Source organism: Mycobacteroides abscessus ATCC 19977 (genome assembly GCF_000069185.1).
In the GTDB taxonomy this organism is placed as follows: Bacteria; Actinomycetota; Actinomycetes; order Mycobacteriales; family Mycobacteriaceae; genus Mycobacterium; species Mycobacterium abscessus.
In genome coordinates, this window is record NC_010397.1 from 2,803,759 (window position 1) to 2,824,082 (window position 20,324).

20 protein-coding genes are annotated in these 20,324 nt (G+C 63.9%); 13 read left to right on the forward strand and 7 right to left on the reverse strand.

All coding sequences use genetic code 11. The features are described from left to right. Positions 1-78 precede the first annotated feature (78 nt). Positions 79-1,056: a quinone oxidoreductase family protein gene (locus MAB_RS13990; RefSeq protein WP_005082279.1), complete on the forward strand. Its 978-nt coding sequence runs from the start codon at positions 79-81 to the stop codon at positions 1,054-1,056. Positions 1,057-1,062: 6 nt separating this feature from the next. Here MAB_RS13990 and MAB_RS13995 read toward each other — a convergent pair whose 3' ends face one another. Further along, positions 1,063-1,998 carry a heme o synthase gene (locus MAB_RS13995; protein ID WP_005057808.1) on the reverse strand — a complete coding sequence of 312 codons (936 nt, stop codon included), beginning with the start codon at positions 1,996-1,998 and terminating at the stop codon, positions 1,063-1,065. A 227-nt stretch (positions 1,999-2,225) separates the two neighbouring features. Here MAB_RS13995 and tkt point away from each other — a divergent pair, with 227 nt between their 5' ends. The 5 genes from tkt to pgl are packed head-to-tail and all read left to right on the forward strand — an operon-like array spanning position 2,226 to position 8,758. Beyond that, on the forward strand, positions 2,226-4,355 hold the full coding sequence (gene tkt / locus MAB_RS14000) for a transketolase (protein ID WP_005087835.1): 2,130 nt from the start codon (positions 2,226-2,228) through the stop codon (positions 4,353-4,355). A gap of 26 nt (positions 4,356-4,381) precedes the next feature. After that, positions 4,382-5,527: a transaldolase gene (gene tal, locus MAB_RS14005; RefSeq protein WP_005111302.1), complete on the forward strand. Its 1,146-nt coding sequence runs from the start codon at positions 4,382-4,384 to the stop codon at positions 5,525-5,527. 35 nt (positions 5,528-5,562) lie between these two features. Beyond that, positions 5,563-7,113, forward strand: a complete 1,551-nt coding sequence (gene zwf / locus MAB_RS14010; RefSeq protein WP_005082283.1) for a glucose-6-phosphate dehydrogenase — start codon at positions 5,563-5,565, stop codon at positions 7,111-7,113. After that, positions 7,110-8,018 (forward strand): glucose-6-phosphate dehydrogenase assembly protein OpcA, encoded by a 909-nt coding sequence (gene opcA / locus MAB_RS14015; RefSeq protein WP_005082284.1) that lies wholly within the window; start codon positions 7,110-7,112, stop codon positions 8,016-8,018. The genes zwf and opcA overlap by 4 nt, the downstream gene beginning before the upstream one ends. Further along, positions 8,015-8,758, forward strand: coding sequence for a 6-phosphogluconolactonase (gene pgl, locus MAB_RS14020; protein ID WP_005111307.1), 744 nt, complete (start codon positions 8,015-8,017; stop codon positions 8,756-8,758). Before opcA ends, pgl begins: the two co-directional genes overlap by 4 nt. Here pgl and MAB_RS14025 read toward each other — a convergent pair. After that, a complete protein-coding gene (locus tag MAB_RS14025; protein WP_005111309.1) occupies positions 8,755-9,657 on the reverse strand; it encodes a LysR family transcriptional regulator in 903 nt (300 codons plus the stop codon). The two genes, pgl and MAB_RS14025, sit on opposite strands and share 4 nt — an antisense overlap. A 288-nt stretch (positions 9,658-9,945) precedes the next feature. On the opposite strand from MAB_RS14025, the gene MAB_RS14030 reads away from it, so the two are divergent. The 6 genes from MAB_RS14030 (at position 9,946) to MAB_RS14055 (ending at position 15,463) form a co-directional block, all read left to right on the forward strand. Further along, positions 9,946-11,550: a CoA transferase gene (locus MAB_RS14030; protein WP_005111312.1), complete on the forward strand. Its 1,605-nt coding sequence runs from the start codon at positions 9,946-9,948 to the stop codon at positions 11,548-11,550. Continuing rightward, complete coding sequence (locus MAB_RS14035; protein ID WP_005111315.1) at positions 11,550-12,164, forward strand: UbiX family flavin prenyltransferase; 615 nt, start codon at positions 11,550-11,552, stop codon at positions 12,162-12,164. Before MAB_RS14030 ends, MAB_RS14035 begins: the two co-directional genes overlap by 1 nt. Next, on the forward strand, positions 12,151-13,635 hold the full coding sequence (locus MAB_RS14040; RefSeq protein ID WP_005111317.1) for a UbiD family decarboxylase: 1,485 nt from the start codon (positions 12,151-12,153) through the stop codon (positions 13,633-13,635). The genes MAB_RS14035 and MAB_RS14040 overlap by 14 nt, the downstream gene beginning before the upstream one ends. 369 nt (positions 13,636-14,004) lie before the next feature. After that, entirely contained in the window at positions 14,005-14,571 is a 567-nt protein-coding gene (locus MAB_RS14045; protein WP_005093533.1) for a hypothetical protein, read from the forward strand. Between the two features lie 53 nt (positions 14,572-14,624). Continuing rightward, the gene (locus MAB_RS14050; protein ID WP_005093535.1) at positions 14,625-15,167 is read left to right on the forward strand and encodes a cytochrome c oxidase subunit 3; all 543 of its coding nucleotides are present in this window, start codon (positions 14,625-14,627) and stop codon (positions 15,165-15,167) included. 14 nt (positions 15,168-15,181) lie between these two features. Then, positions 15,182-15,463 (forward strand): cytochrome C oxidase subunit IV family protein, encoded by a 282-nt coding sequence (locus MAB_RS14055; protein WP_005082288.1) that lies wholly within the window; start codon positions 15,182-15,184, stop codon positions 15,461-15,463. On the opposite strand, the gene MAB_RS14060 is transcribed toward MAB_RS14055, so the two are convergent. The 5 genes from MAB_RS14060 to MAB_RS14080 form a co-directional block, all read right to left on the reverse strand. After that, positions 15,460-16,209: a hypothetical protein gene (locus MAB_RS14060; RefSeq protein ID WP_005087837.1), complete on the reverse strand. Its 750-nt coding sequence runs from the start codon at positions 16,207-16,209 to the stop codon at positions 15,460-15,462. The two genes, MAB_RS14055 and MAB_RS14060, sit on opposite strands and share 4 nt — an antisense overlap. Next, complete coding sequence (locus tag MAB_RS14065; protein ID WP_005082291.1) at positions 16,196-16,528, reverse strand: hypothetical protein; 333 nt, start codon at positions 16,526-16,528, stop codon at positions 16,196-16,198. Before MAB_RS14065 ends, MAB_RS14060 begins: the two co-directional genes overlap by 14 nt. Continuing rightward, positions 16,525-16,911, reverse strand: a complete 387-nt coding sequence (locus MAB_RS14070; RefSeq protein WP_005082292.1) for a hypothetical protein — start codon at positions 16,909-16,911, stop codon at positions 16,525-16,527. The genes MAB_RS14065 and MAB_RS14070 overlap by 4 nt, the downstream gene beginning before the upstream one ends. Before the next feature lie 264 nt (positions 16,912-17,175). Next, on the reverse strand, positions 17,176-17,412 hold the full coding sequence (gene secG / locus MAB_RS14075) for a preprotein translocase subunit SecG (protein WP_005076011.1): 237 nt from the start codon (positions 17,410-17,412) through the stop codon (positions 17,176-17,178). Positions 17,413-17,460: 48 nt separating this feature from the next. Then, positions 17,461-18,609, reverse strand: a complete 1,149-nt coding sequence (locus MAB_RS14080) for a neutral zinc metallopeptidase (protein WP_005111320.1) — start codon at positions 18,607-18,609, stop codon at positions 17,461-17,463. Between the two features lie 86 nt (positions 18,610-18,695). On the opposite strand from MAB_RS14080, the gene MAB_RS14085 reads away from it, so the two are divergent. Next, entirely contained in the window at positions 18,696-20,324 is a 1,629-nt protein-coding gene (locus tag MAB_RS14085; RefSeq protein ID WP_005082294.1) for a DUF2207 domain-containing protein, read from the forward strand.

Below are 20,324 nucleotides of genomic sequence, written 5' to 3' on the forward strand. Positions count from 1 at the left end.
GCTTGCCGCGAGCGATGTACCGACCTGGTTCGGTTGCCAAGGCCCCTGCTGGCCGACGACTGCTGAATACTGGATGATATGCGCGCCATCGAGGTACCCGTGACCGGAGGACCAGAGGTCCTCACGCTCGTCGAAAAGACCGATCCCGCACCGGGTCCCGGCGAGGTGCTTATCGACGTGGACGCGGTGGGGGTCAACTTCCGCGATATCTATCTGCGAAACGGCAGCTACACCGCTCCGCTCCCCCATATCCCGGGATCGGAGGTCAGTGGCGTAGTGCGTGCCGTAGGCGAGGGAGTCCAAAGCCTGGCCCCCGGAGATCGGGTCGCCAGTCCGGTCGCGGCCTGGGGATACGCCGAGTCGACCACTGCCCCTGCCGATTACACCGCCAAAGTGCCCGCAGGTCTCTCCGCCGAGGTAGCGGCGAGCTCCCTGCTACAGGGGATCACCACGCACTATCTGTTGACCTCGGTCTACCCCGTGGCGGCCGGTGACACCGTGCTGGTGCACGCCGGCGCCGGCGGTATGGGACTGCTACTGACCCAGTGGGCGACGTATCGAGGAGTCAGGGTCATCACCACTGTGTCGAGCGAGGCGAAGGAGAAGCTGTCCCGCGAGGCGGGCGCAGCCGAGGTTCTGCCGTACCCGGACCCCGCCGATCCATCCGAGTTCGCCGCACAAATCCGGGAATTGACAGCCGGCGAAGGTGTCGCCGTCGTCTATGACGGGGTCGGAAAGTCAACCTTTGAGGCCAGCCTGGCCGCCGTCCGCGTGCGTGGCCTGATCGCCCTGTACGGAGCGGCCAGCGGCCAGGTGCCGCCCTTTGACCCGCAGCGTCTCACCGCGAAGTCCGCTGTGCTCACCCGCCCCACCATGGGACATTTCATCCGCACCCCCGAAGAGTTCGCCTGGCGTGCCGACGATGTCCTGGACTTGGTGTCACGCGGGACCTTGAAGATCACGATCGGTGCCGGCTACCCGCTCGAACAGGCCGCCCAGGCCCATACCGACCTGGAGGCACGCAAGACCACGGGGTCGGTCGTATTGGTTCCCTGACGCGGCTCAGAGCTGGAAAAGGGTTGGCCAGCCGACCACAGAGTCGACGGCGAGCGCGCAGAAAACCACAGCCAGATAGTTGTTCGATTGCAGGAAAAGACGCAGCGGCCTGATGGGCTGGCCTTTGCGCACACCCGAGTACAGCTGGTGCGCCATCGCCAGGAACCACACCCCAGCCAGGAAAGCGACCACCGCGTAGATGACACCGGCGGCCAGCGCGAGCGCCAACGTGGACAGCACCGTGAGCCAGGTGTACACCAGGATCAGCTTGGTGACCTTCTCCTCGGTGGCGATCACCGGCAGCATGGGGACTCCGGCGGCGCGGTAGTCCTCCTTGTACCGCATCGCGAGAGCCCAGGTGTGCGGCGGCGTCCAGAAGAAGATGACCGCGAACATCACCAGCGCCGGCCACTGAATCGTGTTCGTGACCGCCGACCACCCGATCATCACCGGCATGCATCCGGCGGCTCCGCCCCACACCACGTTCTGCGCGGTGCGACGCTTGAGCACGAGCGTGTAGACGAAGACATAGAAAGCGATGGTCGCCACGGCGAGCAGGCCCGACAGCAGATTGGCGGTCCACCACAACCACGCGAAGGCGCCCACACCCAGCACGACTCCGAAGATCAGGGCGTTACGGGTGGTCACCGAGGACATGGCCAGCGGCCGCCGTGCGGTGCGCTTCATCACCTTGTCGATATCGGCGTCGGCGACGCAATTCAGGGTATTGGCGCTGGCTGCCGCCATCACGCCACCCAGCAGCGTATTCAGGATGAGCAGCGGGTTCACGTCGCCGCGATCCGCCAGCAACATCGCCGGAATGGTGGTGACCAGCAGCAGCTCGATGACGCGCGGCTTGGTCAGCGCGATGTACGCGAGGATGGTGCGGAGAAAGGGCGGTGCGTTCCGGCCACGGCCTTGCGCGCCCTGCGTCTCTCGCATCCGCACCGCGCTGATCCTCCTGGGTAGCTTTTTGGTGAGCCAGCCGACCCGCGGCACTGAGCGCTCTACTACACACGATGGTAGACCGCCAGGGTCCGGCGTCGACAACCAAGGTCGGCCCATCGAAGTGAACACCGGTTGTCTGTCACTGGACTATCACATTGCTCGCACGGCGTGACCCGGCCTTGAGGCAGCGGCATGAAATCGTCAGCACTACGATGGGGCCCGTGACCGCGATCTCACGTGAACTGGCGGAAGTCCCGACCGATATTCCAACCCTGACCCGGGTCGACCACCCGGATGACTGGACCGAGCTGGACTCACGCGCGGTGGACACCGTGCGGGTGTTGGCCGCTGACGCGGTGCAGAAGGTTGGCAATGGCCACCCTGGCACTGCGATGAGCCTGGCGCCCGTGGCGTACACGCTTTTTCAGCGTCAGTTGCGCCACGATCCCAGCGACACCACCTGGATCGGCCGCGACCGGTTCGTGCTGTCCTGCGGGCACAGCAGCCTGACTTTGTACTTGCAGCTCTACTTAGGCGGGTTTGGCCTGGAGCTCTCCGATATCGAAGCGCTACGCACCTGGGGCTCCCTGACTCCCGGGCACCCCGAGTACCACCACACCAAGGGTGTGGAGATCACCACCGGGCCGCTGGGCCAGGGCTTGGCCTCCGCGGTCGGCATGGCGATGGCCTCCCGATACGAGCGTGGCTTGTTCGATCCGGACGCCGCCCCCGGTACCAGCCCGTTCGATCACTTCATCTACGTCATCGCCTCCGACGGGGATATCGAAGAGGGCGTGACTTCGGAGGCCTCGTCGTTGGCGGGCACTCAGCAGCTCGGAAACCTCATCGTCATCTGGGATGACAATGAGATCTCCATTGAGCACGACACCAAGATCGCACTCTCGGAGGACACCCCCGCCCGCTACGAGGCGTACGGCTGGCATGTACAGACCGTCGTCAGTGGTGAGAACGTCACCGGCCTTGAAGAAGCACTGGCCAACGCCCGTGCGGTCACCGACCGCCCGTCGTTCATCGCGCTGCGCACGATCATCGGTTACCCCGCTCCCACCAAGATGAACACCGGCGGTGTGCACGGCTCGGCCCTGGGCGCTGACGAGGTGGCCGCCACCAAAAAGATTTTGGGCTTCGACCCGGATAAATCCTTCGAGGTGGCCCCCGAGGTCATCGCGCACACGCGCGAACTGGTGACGCGCGGTAAGCAGGCGCATGCCGAGTGGGACAAGAGCTTTGAGGCCTGGGCGGCCCGTGAGCCCGAGCGCAAGGCGCTGCTGGACCGCCTCCAGGCGCGTGCGTTGCCGCAGGGCTGGGACGCCGGGCTGCCGTCCTGGGAGCCCGGTTCCAAGGCGGTGGCCACCCGCGCCGCCTCCGGCGACACGCTTTCGGCGCTCGGGGCCAAGCTGCCCGAGCTGTGGGGCGGCTCGGCGGATCTGGCGGGCAGCAACAACACCACCATCAAGGGCGCCGATTCCTTTGGCCCGACCTCCATCGCGACGTCCGACTGGAATGCCCAACCCTATGGCCGCACACTGCATTTCGGCATCCGCGAGCACGCGATGGGTTCCATCTTGTCCGGCATCGTGCTGCACGGACCCACCCGCGCGTACGGCGGAACGTTCCTGCAGTTCGCCGACTACATGCGCCCCGCGGTGCGTCTGGCCGCGCTGATGAACATCGACCCGATCTACGTCTGGACACATGACTCGATCGGTCTGGGCGAGGACGGGCCCACCCACCAGCCGGTGGAACACCTGGCCGCCCTACGCGCCATCCCCAACCTCTCGGTGGTGCGCCCCGGCGACGCCAACGAAACCGCGTACGCCTGGGCGACCGTCCTGGAGCGCCAATCCAGCACCGGCCCCGTCGGTTTGGCACTCACCCGCCAGGGTGTGCCGATCCTGGAAGGCACCAGCCGCGAAGGCGTGGCCAAGGGCGGCTACGTGCTGGAGGCAGCCAGTGACAATCCGGCGGACGCTCCCGATGTGATCCTCATCGGCACGGGCTCGGAACTGCAGCTCGCCGTCGAGGCCAAGAAGATTCTTGCCGCCAAGGGAATTGCGGCCTCCGTGGTGTCGTTGCCCTGTGTGGAATGGTTCGAATCCCAGCCCCAGGAATATCGCGACAGCGTGCTGCCGCCGTCCGTACGCGCGCGTGTGGTGGTGGAAGCCGGCATCGCGCAGGGCTGGTACAAGTTCGTCGGCGATGCGGGGCAGATCGTCTCCCTGGAGCATTTCGGAGCTTCGGCCGACGACAAGACGTTGTTCCGCGAGTTCGGCTTCACCCCTGACGCAGTGGCCGCAGCGGCCGAAAGGTCAATCGCAGCAGCTCAATAACCCCGAATCAGGAAGGGATGAATCCCATGAGCACATCTGATCAGAACGCTAATCTCGCCGAACTGAGCGAGGCCGGAGTCGCTGTCTGGCTCGATGATCTCTCCCGGGACCGACTCAATTCGGGCAATCTCGCCGAGTTGATCGCAACCAGGAGTGTTGTCGGGGTCACCACGAACCCGGCGATCTTTCAGGCAGCCTTGTCCAAGGGCCATGCCTATGACGCGCAGATTGCCGAGTTGGCCGAGCGCGGCGCCGATGTTGATTCGGCGATCCGCACCGCGACCACCGATGATGTGCGTGCGGCGTGCGATGTGCTCGCTGCGCAGTACGAGGCTTCCGGTGGCGTCGACGGGCGCGTCTCCATCGAGGTTGACCCGCGTCTTGCCCATGACACCGATAAGACGATCCTGCAGGCGATCGAGCTGTGGAAGATCGTCGACCGGCCGAATCTGTTGATCAAGATTCCGGCCACCAAGGCGGGTCTGCCCGCGATCACCGCGGTGATCGCCGAGGGTATCTCGGTGAACGTCACCCTGATCTTCTCAGTGCAGCGCCACAAGGAGGTCATGGACGCTTACCTAAGCGGCCTGGAGGCCGCCAAGGAAGCCGGCCGCGACTTGTCCAAGATCCACTCGGTGGCCTCGTTCTTCGTCTCGCGGGTGGACACCGAGATCGACAAGCGCCTCGAAGAGATCGGCAGCGGCCAGGCATTGTCACTGCGCGGCCGCGCCGGGGTCGCCAACGCCCGGTTGGCTTACCAGGCCTACGAGAAGGTCTTCGGCTCGGACCATCATGCTGGTCACCGGTTCGCCGCGCTCAAGGACGCCGGCGCACGCGTGCAGCGTCCGCTGTGGGCCTCCACGGGTGTGAAGAACCCCGACTACGACGACACCCTGTACGTGGTGGACCTGGTGGCGCCGCACACGGTGAACACCATGCCCGAGAAGACCTTAGAGGCGGTTGCCGACCACGGCGTGGTCACCGGCAACACCATTGCCGGAACCTATGACGGCGCGCACGCGGTGTTCCATGAGCTGACGCGCGCCGGAATCGACCTTGACGACGTGTTCGAGGTGCTCGAAACCGAAGGCGTCGAGAAATTCGAAGTTGCCTGGAACGAGCTCATCGACGCCACCCAAGCCCAACTCGACGCGGTATCCACCCAGGACTGAGCGTGGATGACGGTCTTCACACGAAAGGCTCATCCATGACCGAGGTTCTTCCCCCCGATAGCTCGTTGACGGCAAATCCGTTGCGGGACAAACGTGACAAGCGCTTGCCCCGCATCGCGGGCCCTTGCTCGCTGGTGATCTTCGGCGTCACCGGCGATCTGGCGCGCAAGAAGTTGATGCCGGCGATTTACGACCTGGCCAATCGGGGGCTGCTGCCGCCGTCGTTCGCGTTGGTCGGGTTCGCCCGCCGGGATTGGGCCAACGAGGATTTCGGGCAGATCGTGCTCGATGCTGTCAAGGCACACTCACGCACGCCGTTTCGTCAGCATGTGTGGGATCGCCTTGCCGAGGGAATCCGGTTCGTGCAGGGCAGTTTCGATGACGACGCGGCCTTCGAGCAGCTCAAGAAGACGCTGCAGACCCTCGATGAGGAACGTGGCACCGGCGGCAATCACGGTTTCTATCTGTCGATTCCGCCGAATGCCTTCCCCACCGTCTGCGAGCAGCTGTCCAAATCGGGCCTGGCGCAGCCCGTGGACGGCGCGTGGCGGCGCGTGGTGATCGAGAAGCCCTTCGGCCACGATCTGGCCAGCGCCCGCGAGCTCAATGCGGTGGTCAACGAGGTTTTCCCCGAGGAGTCGGTCTTCCGCATCGACCACTACCTCGGCAAGGAGACGGTGCAGAACATCCTGGCGTTGCGGTTCGCCAACCAACTGTTTGACCCCATCTGGAACGCGCACTTCGTCGACCATGTGCAGATCACCATGGCCGAGGACATCGGTTTGGGAGGCCGCGCAGGATATTACGACGGCATCGGGGCGGCGCGCGATGTCATCCAGAACCATCTGCTGCAGCTGCTGGCCTTCACCGCGATGGAGGAGCCCATCAACTTCTCCCCCGCCGAGTTGCAGGCCGAGAAGATCAAGGTGCTCTCGGCAACCCGCCTGGCCGAGCCGTTGGCCGAAACCACGGCCCGTGGCCAGTATGGTCCCGGCTGGCAGGGCAGCCAGCAGGTGCCCGGCCTGCTGGAGGAGGAAGGTTTCTCCAAAACCTCGACCACCGAGACATTCGCGGCCATCACCCTGGAGGTGGACAGCCGGCGCTGGGCCGGGGTCCCGTTCTACCTGCGTACCGGAAAACGCTTGGGCCGCAGGGTTACCGAGATCGCACTGGTGTTCAAGAGAGCACCGCACCTGCCCTTCGACTCCACCATGACCGAGGAACTCGGAGCCAACGCACTGGTGATCCGGGTGCAGCCCGACGAGGGCGTCACACTGCGGTTCGGATCCAAGGTGCCCGGAAGCGCCATGGAAGTACGCGATGTCAACATGGACTTCTCCTACGAGCAGGCCTTCACCGAGGAATCACCGGAGGCCTACGAACGGCTGATCCTCGACGTGTTGCTGGGCGAGCCGTCACTGTTCCCGGTGAACGCCGAGGTCGAATTGTCTTGGCGGATCCTCGATCCCGCCCTGGACTTCTGGGCCTCCCAAGGCCGGCCGGACACCTACGAGTCGGGAACCTGGGGACCGCAATCGGCGGTGGAAATGCTGGCCCGCAGCGGCCGGGAATGGAGGCGGCCATGATCATCGATCTGCCCAACACCACCACCAACGACGTCAACAAAAAGCTCGTCGAACTACGCGAGACCGGCGGAGCGGTCACCATGGCCCGCGTGCTGACCCTGGTGGTCATCACCGACGCCGGAGACGACGTGGAAGAGGTGATCGAGGCCGCCAATGGTGCCAGCCACGAACATCCATGCCGCGTGATCGTGCTGGAACGCAATCCCCTTGCCTCCGATACCGGATTGAGTGCTCAAATCCGCGTCGGGGGCGATGCCGGGACCGGCGAGGTCGTCGTACTACGCCTGCGCGGCCCGCTCGCCGCCCATGAGCACAGCGTGGTCATTCCGTTCCTACTGCCCGACACCCCGGTAGTGGCGTGGTGGCCCAATCAAGCACCCCCGATCCCCGCGCAACATCCACTGGGCCGCCTAGCCATTCGCCGGATCACCGACGCCACGACGGCCCCCGACCCGATGAACGCCATCAAAAACCGTCTCGCCGGTTACACCCCGGGCGATACCGACCTGTCCTGGAGCCGCATCACCTACTGGCGAGCCCTGCTGGCCTCGGCGCTCGATCAGGCACCGTACGAAGGCATCAACTCCGCGGTCGTCTCCGGGCTAGCCACCGAACCGGCACTGGACGTCACCGCCGGATGGCTCGCCTCACGCATCGACGGCCCCGTCACCCGGGTCGTCGGCGACCTGAAGGTCGAACTGCACCGGGACAGCGAGATCATCACCCTGAGCCGCCCGCAGACCGGGGCCATCGCGACCCTGACCCGCACCGGACGCCCATCAGCGTCACTACCCCTGCCACGCAGGGAGACACGCGATTGTTTGGCCGAGGACTTGCGCCGCCTCGACCCCGACGAGATCTACCGCACGGCGCTCGAGGGAATCGCGAAGGTGCAATACGTATGAGTGAGACGATCATCGAAAAGTACGCGGACACGGATGCTTTGGTGACCGCGGCGGGCGATCGGCTGGCATCGGCGATCACCGGCGCCCTCGCCGAACGGGGCAAGGCGATGATCGTACTGACCGGCGGCGGCACCGGCATAGCGCTACTCAAGCACCTACGCGATGTCGCCAGCGGTCTCGACTGGACCAACGTCCACGTGTTTTGGGGCGATGACCGGTACGTCCCCAAGACCGATCCGGAACGCAACGCCTGGCAAGCCTGGGAGGCACTGCTGGAGCACGTGAACTTCCCACTGCGCAACATGCATGCCATGCCCAACAGCGAAAGCGAGTACGGCACCGATCTTGACGCCGCCGCACTGGCATACGAGCAGCTGTTGGCGGCCAATGCCGAGCCCGGCCAGGATTGCCCGGCATTTGATGTCCATCTGCTGGGCATGGGCGGCGAAGGTCATATCAATTCATTGTTCCCGCATACCGATGCCGTCAAGGAGACGCAGCGGCTCGTCGTGGCGGTGCCCGACTCTCCCAAGCCTCCGCCACAACGGATCACCTTGACCCTGCCGGCAATTCAGCGCTCACGCGAAGTGTGGCTGGTGGTTTCCGGCGAGGCGAAGGCCGATGCAGTGGCTGCGGCCGTCGGCGGTGCCGACCCTGTCGATGTGCCCGCGGCCGGCGCCAAGGGCATCGAGCGCACGGTGTGGCTGCTCGATGAGGCCGCGGCAAGCCAACTGGGCTAATCGCCGAGACGATCGCCCGCCACCGCGGCGGTGATCGACTTGATGGCCTCCGCGATCGGTAGGCGATCAACATCCTCGGCGCGCCATTGCAGCATCGTGGGTATTTCGACGGTGAGATCGTCGATCGGCAGCAGTACGAACTCGGCAGGATCCAGACCCTTGAGTTCTTCCGATTGAAGTGAACGCAAGGTGATCTTTGTTGAGTTTCGCAGGGTCAACAGCATGCTGGAAACGTCGTCGCAGCGCGTCAGGGAATCATTGAGTACGCCGCTATCGAACAGAACATGCTGGGCCTCGAGCATCGACGCGATCTCCCAGGCCTCCGGCCCGTGCACGTAGGTGTAGCCGCGTAGATCCGCCAGCTGGACACTGACTTTCGCGGGAAACGCGGACGCGTCGGCAAGAATCGCCAGCCGCTCGGTGTTCAACAGCCGGGCCTGCACACGAGCGCTTGCCGCAGGGACCCGGGAAACCCCCAGATCGATGCTTCCGGCCAGCAGCTGTCGTTCCATGTCGCGTGACGCGACTTGATTGACGATGTAGGTGTGATCCCGTGAGAGCTCGGCCAGGACGTCCGATATCGTCCGACGGCTCCGGCCGTTCAGGGCACGGGTGACGCCCACCCGTACCGCACCAGCGGGCATGCCCAACAGGAGTTTTCGCGGCAAGGCATCGAAGTCAGACACGATGGTCCGCGCGAGCGGAACCAGCCTCTCCCCAGCATTGGTCAATTCGACATGATGGGTCGACCTGTCGAAGAGTTGTTCGCCTAGTTCGTTTTCCAGGGCCTTTATCCGCTGACTCAGGGGTGCGACGGACATATGGAGATTTTGGGCAGCCTTGGTGAAACTCAATTCCCTCGCGACTGCCAGAAAATATCGCAGGTGATGAATCTCCATTCTCGAATGCTACTGACTATTGACGCGAACGGACGCGTTCATGCCCATGTCCGGCACCGTACGCCGGTATGTCCATGCCGATAAGACAACTTTGCGAGATGGACATTCCCATTGCCCAACATACAAATTAACCTCGCACCATAGGCACGGTCAGCGTCGACATTGCTTTGCTGTCAATTGATTGACCGATGTCGCCGCGCATGCCGCGCCCGCCCTGCCCCCCAAGTACGCAGTGGTCGGATGCCGCTGCCAATCGGCGCACCGGCCCAGAAAAACGAAGGGGTAGGAGTGAAGAACTCTAACCAACTGCAACAGCGGGCACTCAAGGCTGTGACCGCGCAGCTACCGATCGATATCGATGGCAGTAACGTCATTGTGGAGGACGGCCTCTCTTACACGCGCAGCCCGATCAAAGCGCATGACTACGCGACTGGTTTGTTTTCGGCATTCGGGGGCGCCGTTGAGTACTTGGGACGGATGCGCGGGCTGCCCGCCCAGACGTTGACCGTCAACCGCCGGCTTTCCGGGCTCTCCCTGAACTCTTTGCAACTGACGTTCTCGAACGGCCGTGCACTCGGGTTCGATGACTACACGACCGGCCCCGACAACGGCATCTACCGCACACGGGACAACCGGTTCTTCGGGATGATCGGACTGCACCCGAAGCTGCGAGACGGCATCACCGAGTATTTGGGTGCCACCAGCCGTGAAGGCCTGCGGCGCGCCATTTCCCAGCGCGACGCACAGGATCTGGAGGACTCATTCGCCCAGCGGCGGCTGCCCGGAGGCATCGTCAGAACTCCGCAGGAGTGGCTCGATCACCCTCAGGGGAGGGCTTGTGCGGAGCATCCGATGGTGCTGGTGGACCAGCTGAGTAAGGGAGGCTCCCACCGCCGCCTGGGAAACGCCACGGTGCGTCCGCTGGAGGGCGTCCGGGTTGTCGAACTTGCCAATGTGGTCGCAGGCCCCACCACCGGCCGGGCTCTGGCCGAGCAGGGCGCCGAGGTCATCAAGCTCGCCTGTGTCGGCGGGCCAGTCACCATCGGCATCTGGCTCGACGCCAACTGGGGCAAACGGCAGTTCCGCATGAACATCAAAGGCCCCGCCGGGCAGGCCAAGCTACGAGAGCTACTCGCCGGTGCAGATGTGTTGCTCAACAGTATGAGCCCAGGGCGGCTTACCGAATTGGGATTGGGCCCGGAGGCACTGCAACAGATCAATCCGAACCTGATACTCGCTGACTTCTCTTTTGCGCCAAAGAATTCGCCGTGGTTCGACCGCAAGGGCTTCGAACAGATCGCCCAATCCGTATCGGGCATAGTTTCGGTGAACTCGCAGGACCGCTATGTGGACGATCCGACCCATATCTCGGTGCTGATCAACGACTTCTGCTCGGCCTACAACCTGGCCACCGGTATCGTCTCCGCACTCGCCGCACGGGAAGAGCAGGGCGGATTCTGGTACGTCGAACACTCACTGCTGCGGAACGCCACCGAAGCGGTGCGCTACGTCCGCCCGATGAACGACGAGCGGTACGCGCCGGTGTCGATCGCCGACCTGCGCCGCTGGGCCATCGATCAGGACACCCCGAACGGTGTCTTCACGCGCCTGACGCCTCCGGTGACCTTCAGCCACACCCCCTCGAAGGCCTGGCGCCCCACCGGGCTGCCGTTCGGCGGGGTCGAGGGGCTGTCATGGCAGGACAAGCCAATCGGTTCCGATGACCCACTGGCGACTCCCCATTATCCGTCCAGGATCGTCGCCGAGGGCCGACTACACGACTTTGTCGAGTGTTACGGCATCGAGGACCGCGGCGATGGAGGCGGCGATGTGAGCTTTTTCTCCCCTGGGTTGGCGGTTCTCTCCAGAAACCAAGGGCTAGAGGCTATTTGATGCGCATAGTCATTGCCATGACCGGGGCGACCGGCGCGGTTCTCGGGGTTCGACTCCTCGAGAACCTAGCAGCGCGGCCCGACATCGAAACCCACCTGGTGATCAGTCGTTGGGGCCGGGCCACTATCGACTATGAAACCGACCGCACACCAGTCGAAGTCGAAAAACTGGCCGATGCGGTGTACAAACCCGATGACATGTACGCCCCGATCTCATCGGGGTCATTCACCACCGACGCAACAATCGTGGTGCCCTGCAGCATGAAGACCGTGGCCGCCATTCGCGCGGGCTACTCCGACGGTCTCATCGCACGCGCGGCAGACGTAACCCTGAAGGAGCGCCGGCGGCTGGTGCTGGTGCCCCGAGAAACACCGCTGTCCGAGATTCATCTGGATAACATGCTCGCCCTGTCTCGCATGGGTGCACACATAGTTCCGCCCATGCCCGCGTTCTATCAAATGCCCAACACCATCGACGACCTGGTGAACCACACGGTGATGCGCATCCTGGACGCCGCCGGCATCGAGAACGAAACCGCGCCGCGTTGGCGGGGACTTCCTGCTCGAAATGAGCGAAATACCAATAAGAATGGAAATCCATATGGCGTTCAATGACCTCCGCCGCTACCTCGCCGACCTGGAAGCACACGGCGAGCTGCGCACCATCAAGACTCCCGTGAGCACCGAGATCCAACTTGGGGCCATCGCCCGACTCGCATGCGAAACATACGGTCCGGCAGCACTTTTCGAAAACCTCGTGGGCTACCCGACGTTTCGCGGACTCGCCGCGTTCGAGACATATTCCGGCAATCCAGACAATCGAGCCTGGCGCCTCGCCCGCGCCCTGGGGCTATCCGACGACACCACTGGTGATCAGATCGTGGACTTCCTGGCGGGGTTTCGCGATACCGCGGGCGTCGCCCCAGTTTTGGTTGAGACCGGTCCGGTGCACGAGAACATCGTCCGCGACCGCGGCGAGTTGTTGGACTACCTGCCGATTCCACACCTGCACCCCGGAGACGGCGGCCCCTACGTAAACACCATCGGCTTCTTCGTGCTGGAATCCCCGGACCGCAGCTGGGTGAACTGGGCGGTAGCGCGCTGTATGAAACTCGACGGTGACCGGATGGTCGGAATGACCGCGGTGATGCAGCACATCGGCATGTTGCGCCGAGAATGGGACAAGATCGGCACGAGCGTTCCGTTCGCCCTCGTCCTCGGCGCCGACCCGATCACGACGCTGATTTCAGGAGGCCCTTTGGCCAAGTTCGGCGCCAGTGAGGGTGACATCATCGGAGCCATTCGGGGTGAGCCGCTTGAGGTCGTCGAGTGTGTGACGAGCTCGCTCCGCGTACCCGCACACGCGGAGATCGTCATCGAGGGATACATCGACCTGACCGAATCCGCGGACGAAGGACCGATGGCCGAGTATCACGGTTACATCGACAAGGCGAAAAACACCACCGGCGCACCAGATTTCGGCGTGTACCACATCACCGCGGTGACCCACCGCAATGACGCCATCTATCCATCCACCTGTGCCGGAAAACCGGTTGACGAAGACCACACCATCACCGGACCAGGAGTTGCCGCGGCAAGCCTCAACGCACTACGGGCAGCGAGCCTGCCCGTAGAGAAGGCCTGGATGGTGCCTGAGTCCGCAAGCCACGTGCTGGCTGTGACTGTCAGCGATGGTTGGTCTGGGGAATTCCCCGACGCAAATGAGCTCTGCCGCAAGATCGGTAACGCGGTCAAGACGATGGACCATTCGGCGTACTGGGTACAGCGAATCCTGGTTACCGACAACGATATCGACCCGACTTCTCCGTCGGACCTGTGGTGGGCGTACGCAACCCGGTGCCGCCCAGGCGATGACTCCATCATCTTGGAGGATGTGCCCATCATGGCGCTGTCACCGATCGTCAACACTCGCGAAGAACGGACTAAGACTCGCGGTCGCGTGGAAGTGCTCAACTGCCTCATTCCGCCCTATGCGGATGATCTCTCGGTCACGTCGGCCGCGCTGCGTCAGGCCTACCCCCACGATGCGATCGCGTTCGCCGAACGAACGTATCTCGGCGAGTAGCCGGGCTCGTCGCGCCTGCCGCGCCAGCTCGTCACGGCAATTCGGTCACGCCTGGGTATTGACCCGCCCCCGCCATCGGCATATATTACCGACTGGTCAATTCGCTGCCGTTATGGCGGCGTATTGCGGGCACGGACGCCACCACCCGATCACACCGGGTCGCTAGCCGCGCCCATCGTGGCTAGCTGAAGAGGAGCTCGACGTATGCAAAACCGGATGCTAGAGCGCGCGAGCGCCTGGTCTGGCCTTTTTTACCTGCTCCTCTTCGGAACCGGCTGGCTATTGGTCGCTCGTTTCATGCCGCCGATCCCTCCCTCCGCCGGACCCGCGCAAGTAGCCTCCCAGTTTGCGCAGCGACATGCATGGCTGATGCTCGCGGCGGTGCTGATGATGTGTTCTACGTTTGCCTTGTTTCCGGTATCAGCATTGCTGGTGTTGATAGCCCGCAGGATCGAACGCCAGGTCGGCATGGTCACGGTGATGATGGGCCTGACCCTCGCGACCTACCTGGTGATGAACTTCTACACGCCGTTCTCGTTCGGCATCGCAGCCTTTCGGACCGAGCGCGACCCGGCCCTGGTCCAATACGCGAGCGACTACGGCTTCCTGCAGTTCATGGGTGGTATCCCGATGTTCCTCATGGTGTGGCTGCTCAGCGCCTACGCCATTCTGGTGTTGAGCCCTCGCCACGATCCCGTTGTCCCCCGCTGGTTCGGCTATCTGAACCTGTGGATAGCAATCCTTTACCTACCAGAGCTTTTGGTGTTCTTCTTCCACTCCGGCCCCTTCGCATGGAACGGCGTCGTAGGGTTTTGGATTCCCGCGATTCTCTTCATCGTCTATTTCGCGATCTCTCCGGTGATCCTGATCCCCCTGGTGCGCAAGCTGATTGCCGAGTCGACGGAAACCGCCGTGACACCGGTGCGCATTTCGTGACCATCGAAACCGGCCCCCGACCTTCGACGCACCGTCGTCGTATCGGTGGCCACGTGCCCGCAGAAGCAGAGCTGTGGATCTTCATCATGGGAGATCTCACCGTGTTCGGCGTCTTCTTCGCGGTCTGGGGATGGAGCTACGCCCGCAACCCGGCCATGTTCGAGCTCGGCCGCGCGAGCATGTCGCAGTCGATCGGTCTGACCGAGACCCTCACCCTCATCAGCAGTTCTGCTGCGGTGGTCACCGCGCTTACCCGTGCGCGGTGGAAACAATGGTCCCGGGCGTGCGCCTGGTACCTCACCGCAATCGGTTTCGGTGCGGTGTTCGTGGTGTTGAAAGCCTTTGAATACGGTCGCCATCTGACCACCGGCCTGGATCCCCTCGCGGGTGAATTCTTCATGTATTACTTCGTTTTCACGGGAATTCACCTGCTGCACGTACTGATCGGACTCCTCGGACTGGGCGCTGCCGCGCGGTCGATGCGCCCTAGAGCCACACGTCGCTATGGCGTAGCTCTACTGGAAGGTATCGGCGTGTACTGGCACATGGTGGATGTCTTATGGGTCGTGCTGTTCTCGTTGATCTACCTGATCTAGATACTGAGCAACCCGTGATCATTTCCGCGCTCCCGATGCCCGCCCGCCGCAGCACACTCGTGACCTGGCTGGTGCTGACCGGCTGTACCGTGCTGTCCTGGTCCGAGAGCTCCTCGGGGCGCCCCTCCATCCCGGTGATTCTGGTTATGTTGTCGCTGACCGCGATCAAGTCGGCACTGATCATCGCGTCCTACATGGAGATCAGCCGAGCGCCAAGGTGGCTTCAAATGCTCTGCGGCACATGGGTGGTAGTAGTTTTCGGAATGCTGGGTTACATTCTGTGCGTGGCGGCCTAGGTCTCGTTGCCCTGTCCAGCGGCGAACAGTGCGTCGGGGTCCACGGGCAACCCATGTTCGGCCGGCGCTGTGGCCGCACGCGCGTGGGTGACGACAGCCGCCGCGGGAACCGAGGCGGCGGCGCCAGGTGCCGGAGTCCGCAGCCGCTCCACGTTGATCGCGAACTCGGCCACGCCGTCCCGGATCGCGGCAGCGTGTTCGTCCAGCCGGTCCAGGAGTTGAGAGAGCGTGCGCCCCATCTTGTTTCCAAGCTCGGAGGCCTCAGCCACAGCGGAAGCGATGGTGGTCGCGACACTGCCGCCCTGGGTGATGGGAGAGGCCGCCCGTGCCGCCGTGAACTCGGTGATGACGTCGTCTACGTAACCCTCGACCCATTGCCCGAGCATGCTTCGCGTGTGGGTGACCAGATCGGTCACCACATTGATGCGTTGATTGATATTGGCCGCGACGAGGCGCAGCTCCTGTAGCGCGTCATCGATCGGGCCAGACGCTTCGCTGAATCCTGTTGCCGCCGCGCCACTGTGCCCTTCGCCCAGCGCACTGAGCACAGCCGAGAGTTCCTGCTGCACATTAGTGACGTCGGCAATGCAGTACCGCCAGAAAGTAGCTTCGGCAGAGGCTGCGACCGGGTTACCACGTAGCGCATCCAGCGGCTCTTCGAGAAACTGGACATGCTCGACCACGAAGCCCAATCCGGCATCGTCAAGGCGCGTGAGCGGCTTCAGCTCGGCATCAAGGGTGTCCACCGAACCCTTCACCAATCTTCGTCATCGCGGCGACGGTCTGATCCTCGGCCTCGGCGATCCGCCGGGCCTGATCATGCAGACGCTGCCCCGTCTCCACAATCACGTCGCCGAGAGTGCGCACCGCATCGCTCAGCTCCTCGATACTGCCCCGCACCGATGCGACGAAATCCGACGACACCGCCCCCAGATCCCGGTCGCCGAGCCCCTCGCCGTGATGCTCGAGAAGAAACCGCAGCGATCCTCCCGCGCTTTCCAGATTCGCCGCCTCGCGCAGCACCACATCCCGGTCGAACCGGAAGGTGCCCGTCTCATCGGTCATGAGGCCGGTCCCAGATGTTCGCCCTCCCCGAGGTGCCCCCCGTCCAGGTAGCCCTTGACGTAGTCCATCGCCGGTCCGTCGCCGGTGAGGTCGTGCAATGTGCTGTGAATCTGACTGGCTGCGTTGACCTGCGCCGCGGCGATGGTCCGGGTGATGATGGCCGATAGATCTCTCGCGTCCATCGACAGCGTCGACTCGTCCAGGTCCAATGTCTCGATGCGTCCCCCCGAACCGACGGTCACCGCCACCCCCACGTCGTCCTTCGCATGGCCGCGAACCAGCCCGACGGTCTGCTGCACATACTGCGCACGCTGCCCCAGAATCTCCAGGCGATCCTGGTATTCGCGAATCCATTGGCGGGGGTCACCACGGCACTCCGACATGACGAGGGGCTCCTTTCCTGGACACGACCGGTGAAACGGGAACGTCCCCTCCGCGTCCCCGGTCCACCGACCGCTGATGGCATTTGTCGACTTCTGTGCCATACATAGAGATTGATGGGCGCAGGACGTGAATCGGTTCCATGAATTTTGAAGAAATTTCTTGGCAAATGAATGAAACGTCAATTACCTGCAGGAACAACTGCCCCAGAGACAAAACAGCGGACTACCTGTGCAGTAGTCCGCTGTGTGAGAATCGTTCTGGCGCTATCCGCCGAGCTTGATCTGCAGCCCGACGCCGATGATCGAGATCACCCAGATCGCGGTGACGAAGTAGGTGAGCCGGTCCAGGTTCTTCTCCACCACGGTCGAACCCGAGAGGCTGGACTGCACACCACCGCCGAACAGCGTGGACAGACCGCCGCCCTTCGCGCGGTGCAACAGCACCAGCAAGACCACCAACAAGCTCGTGATCACCAGGACGATCTGCAACGCCAATTCCATGCGGCCAGCCTACCGGCTCCCTTCCGGCGACCTGCGCAGGGACGCCGGTCAGCTCACTTCTGAACTGTCGGACAGCCAGGTATTGCATTCCCACAGCCGATTCTTGAGCGAGCCGTGCCGCCACCATGCCGCAGAATGCTCGTTGGACCCATGGTCACGCTTGGACCGTTGCCCATCGCCCCGATATTGGTCGTTCCAGGCAAGATCGAGTTCGTGCTGGGTGATCGTGCCCCCGCGCCGCGACCCGAGGAACATTCCCGAGAAGCACTGGGCCTGAAGTTCGCTTCGCCGCGACAGCTCCAGCCCCACCGGGGAATCGACTCCCGCAGCGACGCGCTGGTTCCATTCCTCCGACGATATGCCGCTGAGCTCCTGGACATGATGTCCGTACTCGTGCGCATACACGGCAAGGTAGAAGCCGTCATGATTTCCGTACCTGTTGGGCGACATGCTCACCGTCGACATGTAGATCGTGTTGTTGGCCGAGCAGTAGAAGGCGGCTGTCTCGCCGCCGCTGAAGTCCTCGCCCCCGCAGGGCGAATCCACGTAGCTTCCGGCCACTACCAATCCCGGCGACGACCATGGCAGACGCAACCCGTCCAGAAGCCGCTTCCACTCCGGATCCAAGCACCCGAGCAGATCCCGGTAGAACGCCTCTGCGTGAGGAATGTCAAACGGCCATGTGCTCGTTGAGCAGGGCGCATTGGTGAACCCAGCCTCCCGGTCCCGGAACAAAGGGTTGTCGCCGAGCGCGTAGACCGGCTGAGGGCCGGGCGGTGGCTGCGGGGGTGTCACCTTAGGGCTGATCCAGGTCGAGGTCGGAGAATACTGCCATGTCGAGGTCACCCGCACCGGGTGGCGCCCGCCGGAGTCCTGATGGACCGACCACACCACCACCGTTCCCAGCATCAGGATCGCGACCAGCACGAAGGACGCGCCGCCGATGATCAGGCCGGTGTGAGATCTGCCGCGCGCCCGCGGGCGCGGTCCGTACCCGACTGGCGGTGGATATACCGGGCGCCCCGGCGGTACCCGGTACGCGGGCAGCGGCTGAGGCGCCTGATATCCCGGAAACGGCGTAATAGGTGGTGGGTGCCATCCACGTTGCGGTGGTGCCATGGGGGCGTGAGCAGGCGGCGGCAGCGGCGCGCCCCAGGCAGGCACCGGTCTGGGCTGGAAATACGGTCGCGGCTCCATGCAGTCCCCCCACCACATTCTGTGAATGCGCGCCAGCATATCGACCCTGACCTAGGGTTACCGCCGTGGGAGAGATGAGTCGTGGGGTGGCTTTACGGTTGGCGTTGTATCTGCCGGTGTGTATGGGAGGACTTCTGCTGGCGGCACCGGCAAGCAGCGATGTTTCCCCGGGCACCGTCGCTGTTGCCATGACCCTCGCCGACGACGGCGTGCTGAACATCACCGAGACCATCACGCCCGCCAAAGGTCAAGTGCTGCAACGCCATCTACTGCTCGATGTGCCCGTTGAAGGTAATCGGATACAACATTTCCAGGTCAGCAACGTCACTAGCACCGGCGACGCGGAGGCCGCTGGCGACACCGGCACATTGACCATCGTGGCTCGCGGTCCAGCGACCGTCAGCTATGCCGTCCGGGGTGCCGTCGCCGATGCCGCCGATCACCAGCAGGTGACCTGGCCGTTTGCCTCCGGCTGGGATTCGGGAATGAGGGATGTCACGGCCTCATTCGCCTCTCCCAGCACCAAACCCAGCTCCCCCACGTGCTCCCTGGGCCCACCGGGTTCTCGCACACGTTGTACTGCGGCGCAGGTCGATCACACCGGGGTGGTGCGAGTCCAGCAAGACAATGTGCCGCCGGACTCGATCGCAACCTTCACCGTGACGGTTCCGGCCCGCACCGTTCCCGCCGGCGCCATTTTCACCGTGATCCCCGGCCCGGCAGGCCCCTTCGCGCTGACGCGACCGGCGATCGCAGCCCTGGCCGGCCTGGGGGCCGTCACCGCCGCATTGGCCGGTTGGGTAGTCGTGGCCCGCCGCCGGGACACCCACGCCGCCGAAACCAGCGTCACCCCAATCGATCCCCTGGTTCGCGACCACACAGGATCACATTTCGCTGCGCCGGACGGGGTGCTCCCCGGGCAGATAGGCACCGTCATCGATCTGCGGGTGGATGCCGTAGACCTGACCGCGACGGTCATTGATCTCGCGGTCCGCGGATATCTGTGGATCGCCGAAACAACGGGTGCCGAAGGCCGGCTCGATTGGCAGATATCCCGGCGCGCCCCGGCGGACAGCCTCTTGGCCCCCTATGAGGCGCAACTTCTGGACATCTTGTTGCCTGCGAAGACCGAGACGGTGTACATGTCCAGCCTCCAGATGCCGGGTTCCCGGGTGGATATCGGCCGCATTCCCGAGATGATGTATGCCGACGCCCGGCTTCGCGGATGGTTCCGCCGTACGCCGGAGCACCTGGGCGCCCTGACCGGTTACGGGGTCGGCGTGCTGCTGGCGGGTCTCGTAGTCACCGCCGTCCTAGCCGTCAGCATCGGCAACGCGATGATCGGGGTCGCGGTGTGCGGCGTGGGCGCGGTCTGCGCGCTGGCCGGCACGCTGCTGCCGATCCGCACCGCGCGCGGGCATCTGCTGGTGGCGCACGTGGCCGCGCTGCGCCACTATCTGAGCGAGTTCAACGTCGATGACTTGGCGCCCGCTGATCGCGAGCTGGTGCTGACCCGGGCAGCACCGTATGCCGTTGTGCTCGGGCAGCTCGGCCCGTGGCTCACGGCCATGGGAAGGCTGGATACCGCCGCCGACGGTACACCCGGAATCGATTGGTACGACACGGCTTCCAGCGATACCGCGAACCTGCCCGCCTTCCTCACCGCCCTCGACGGAGTGTTGGCGCGCGGCGCGCATCTACGCAATCTGCCGTAG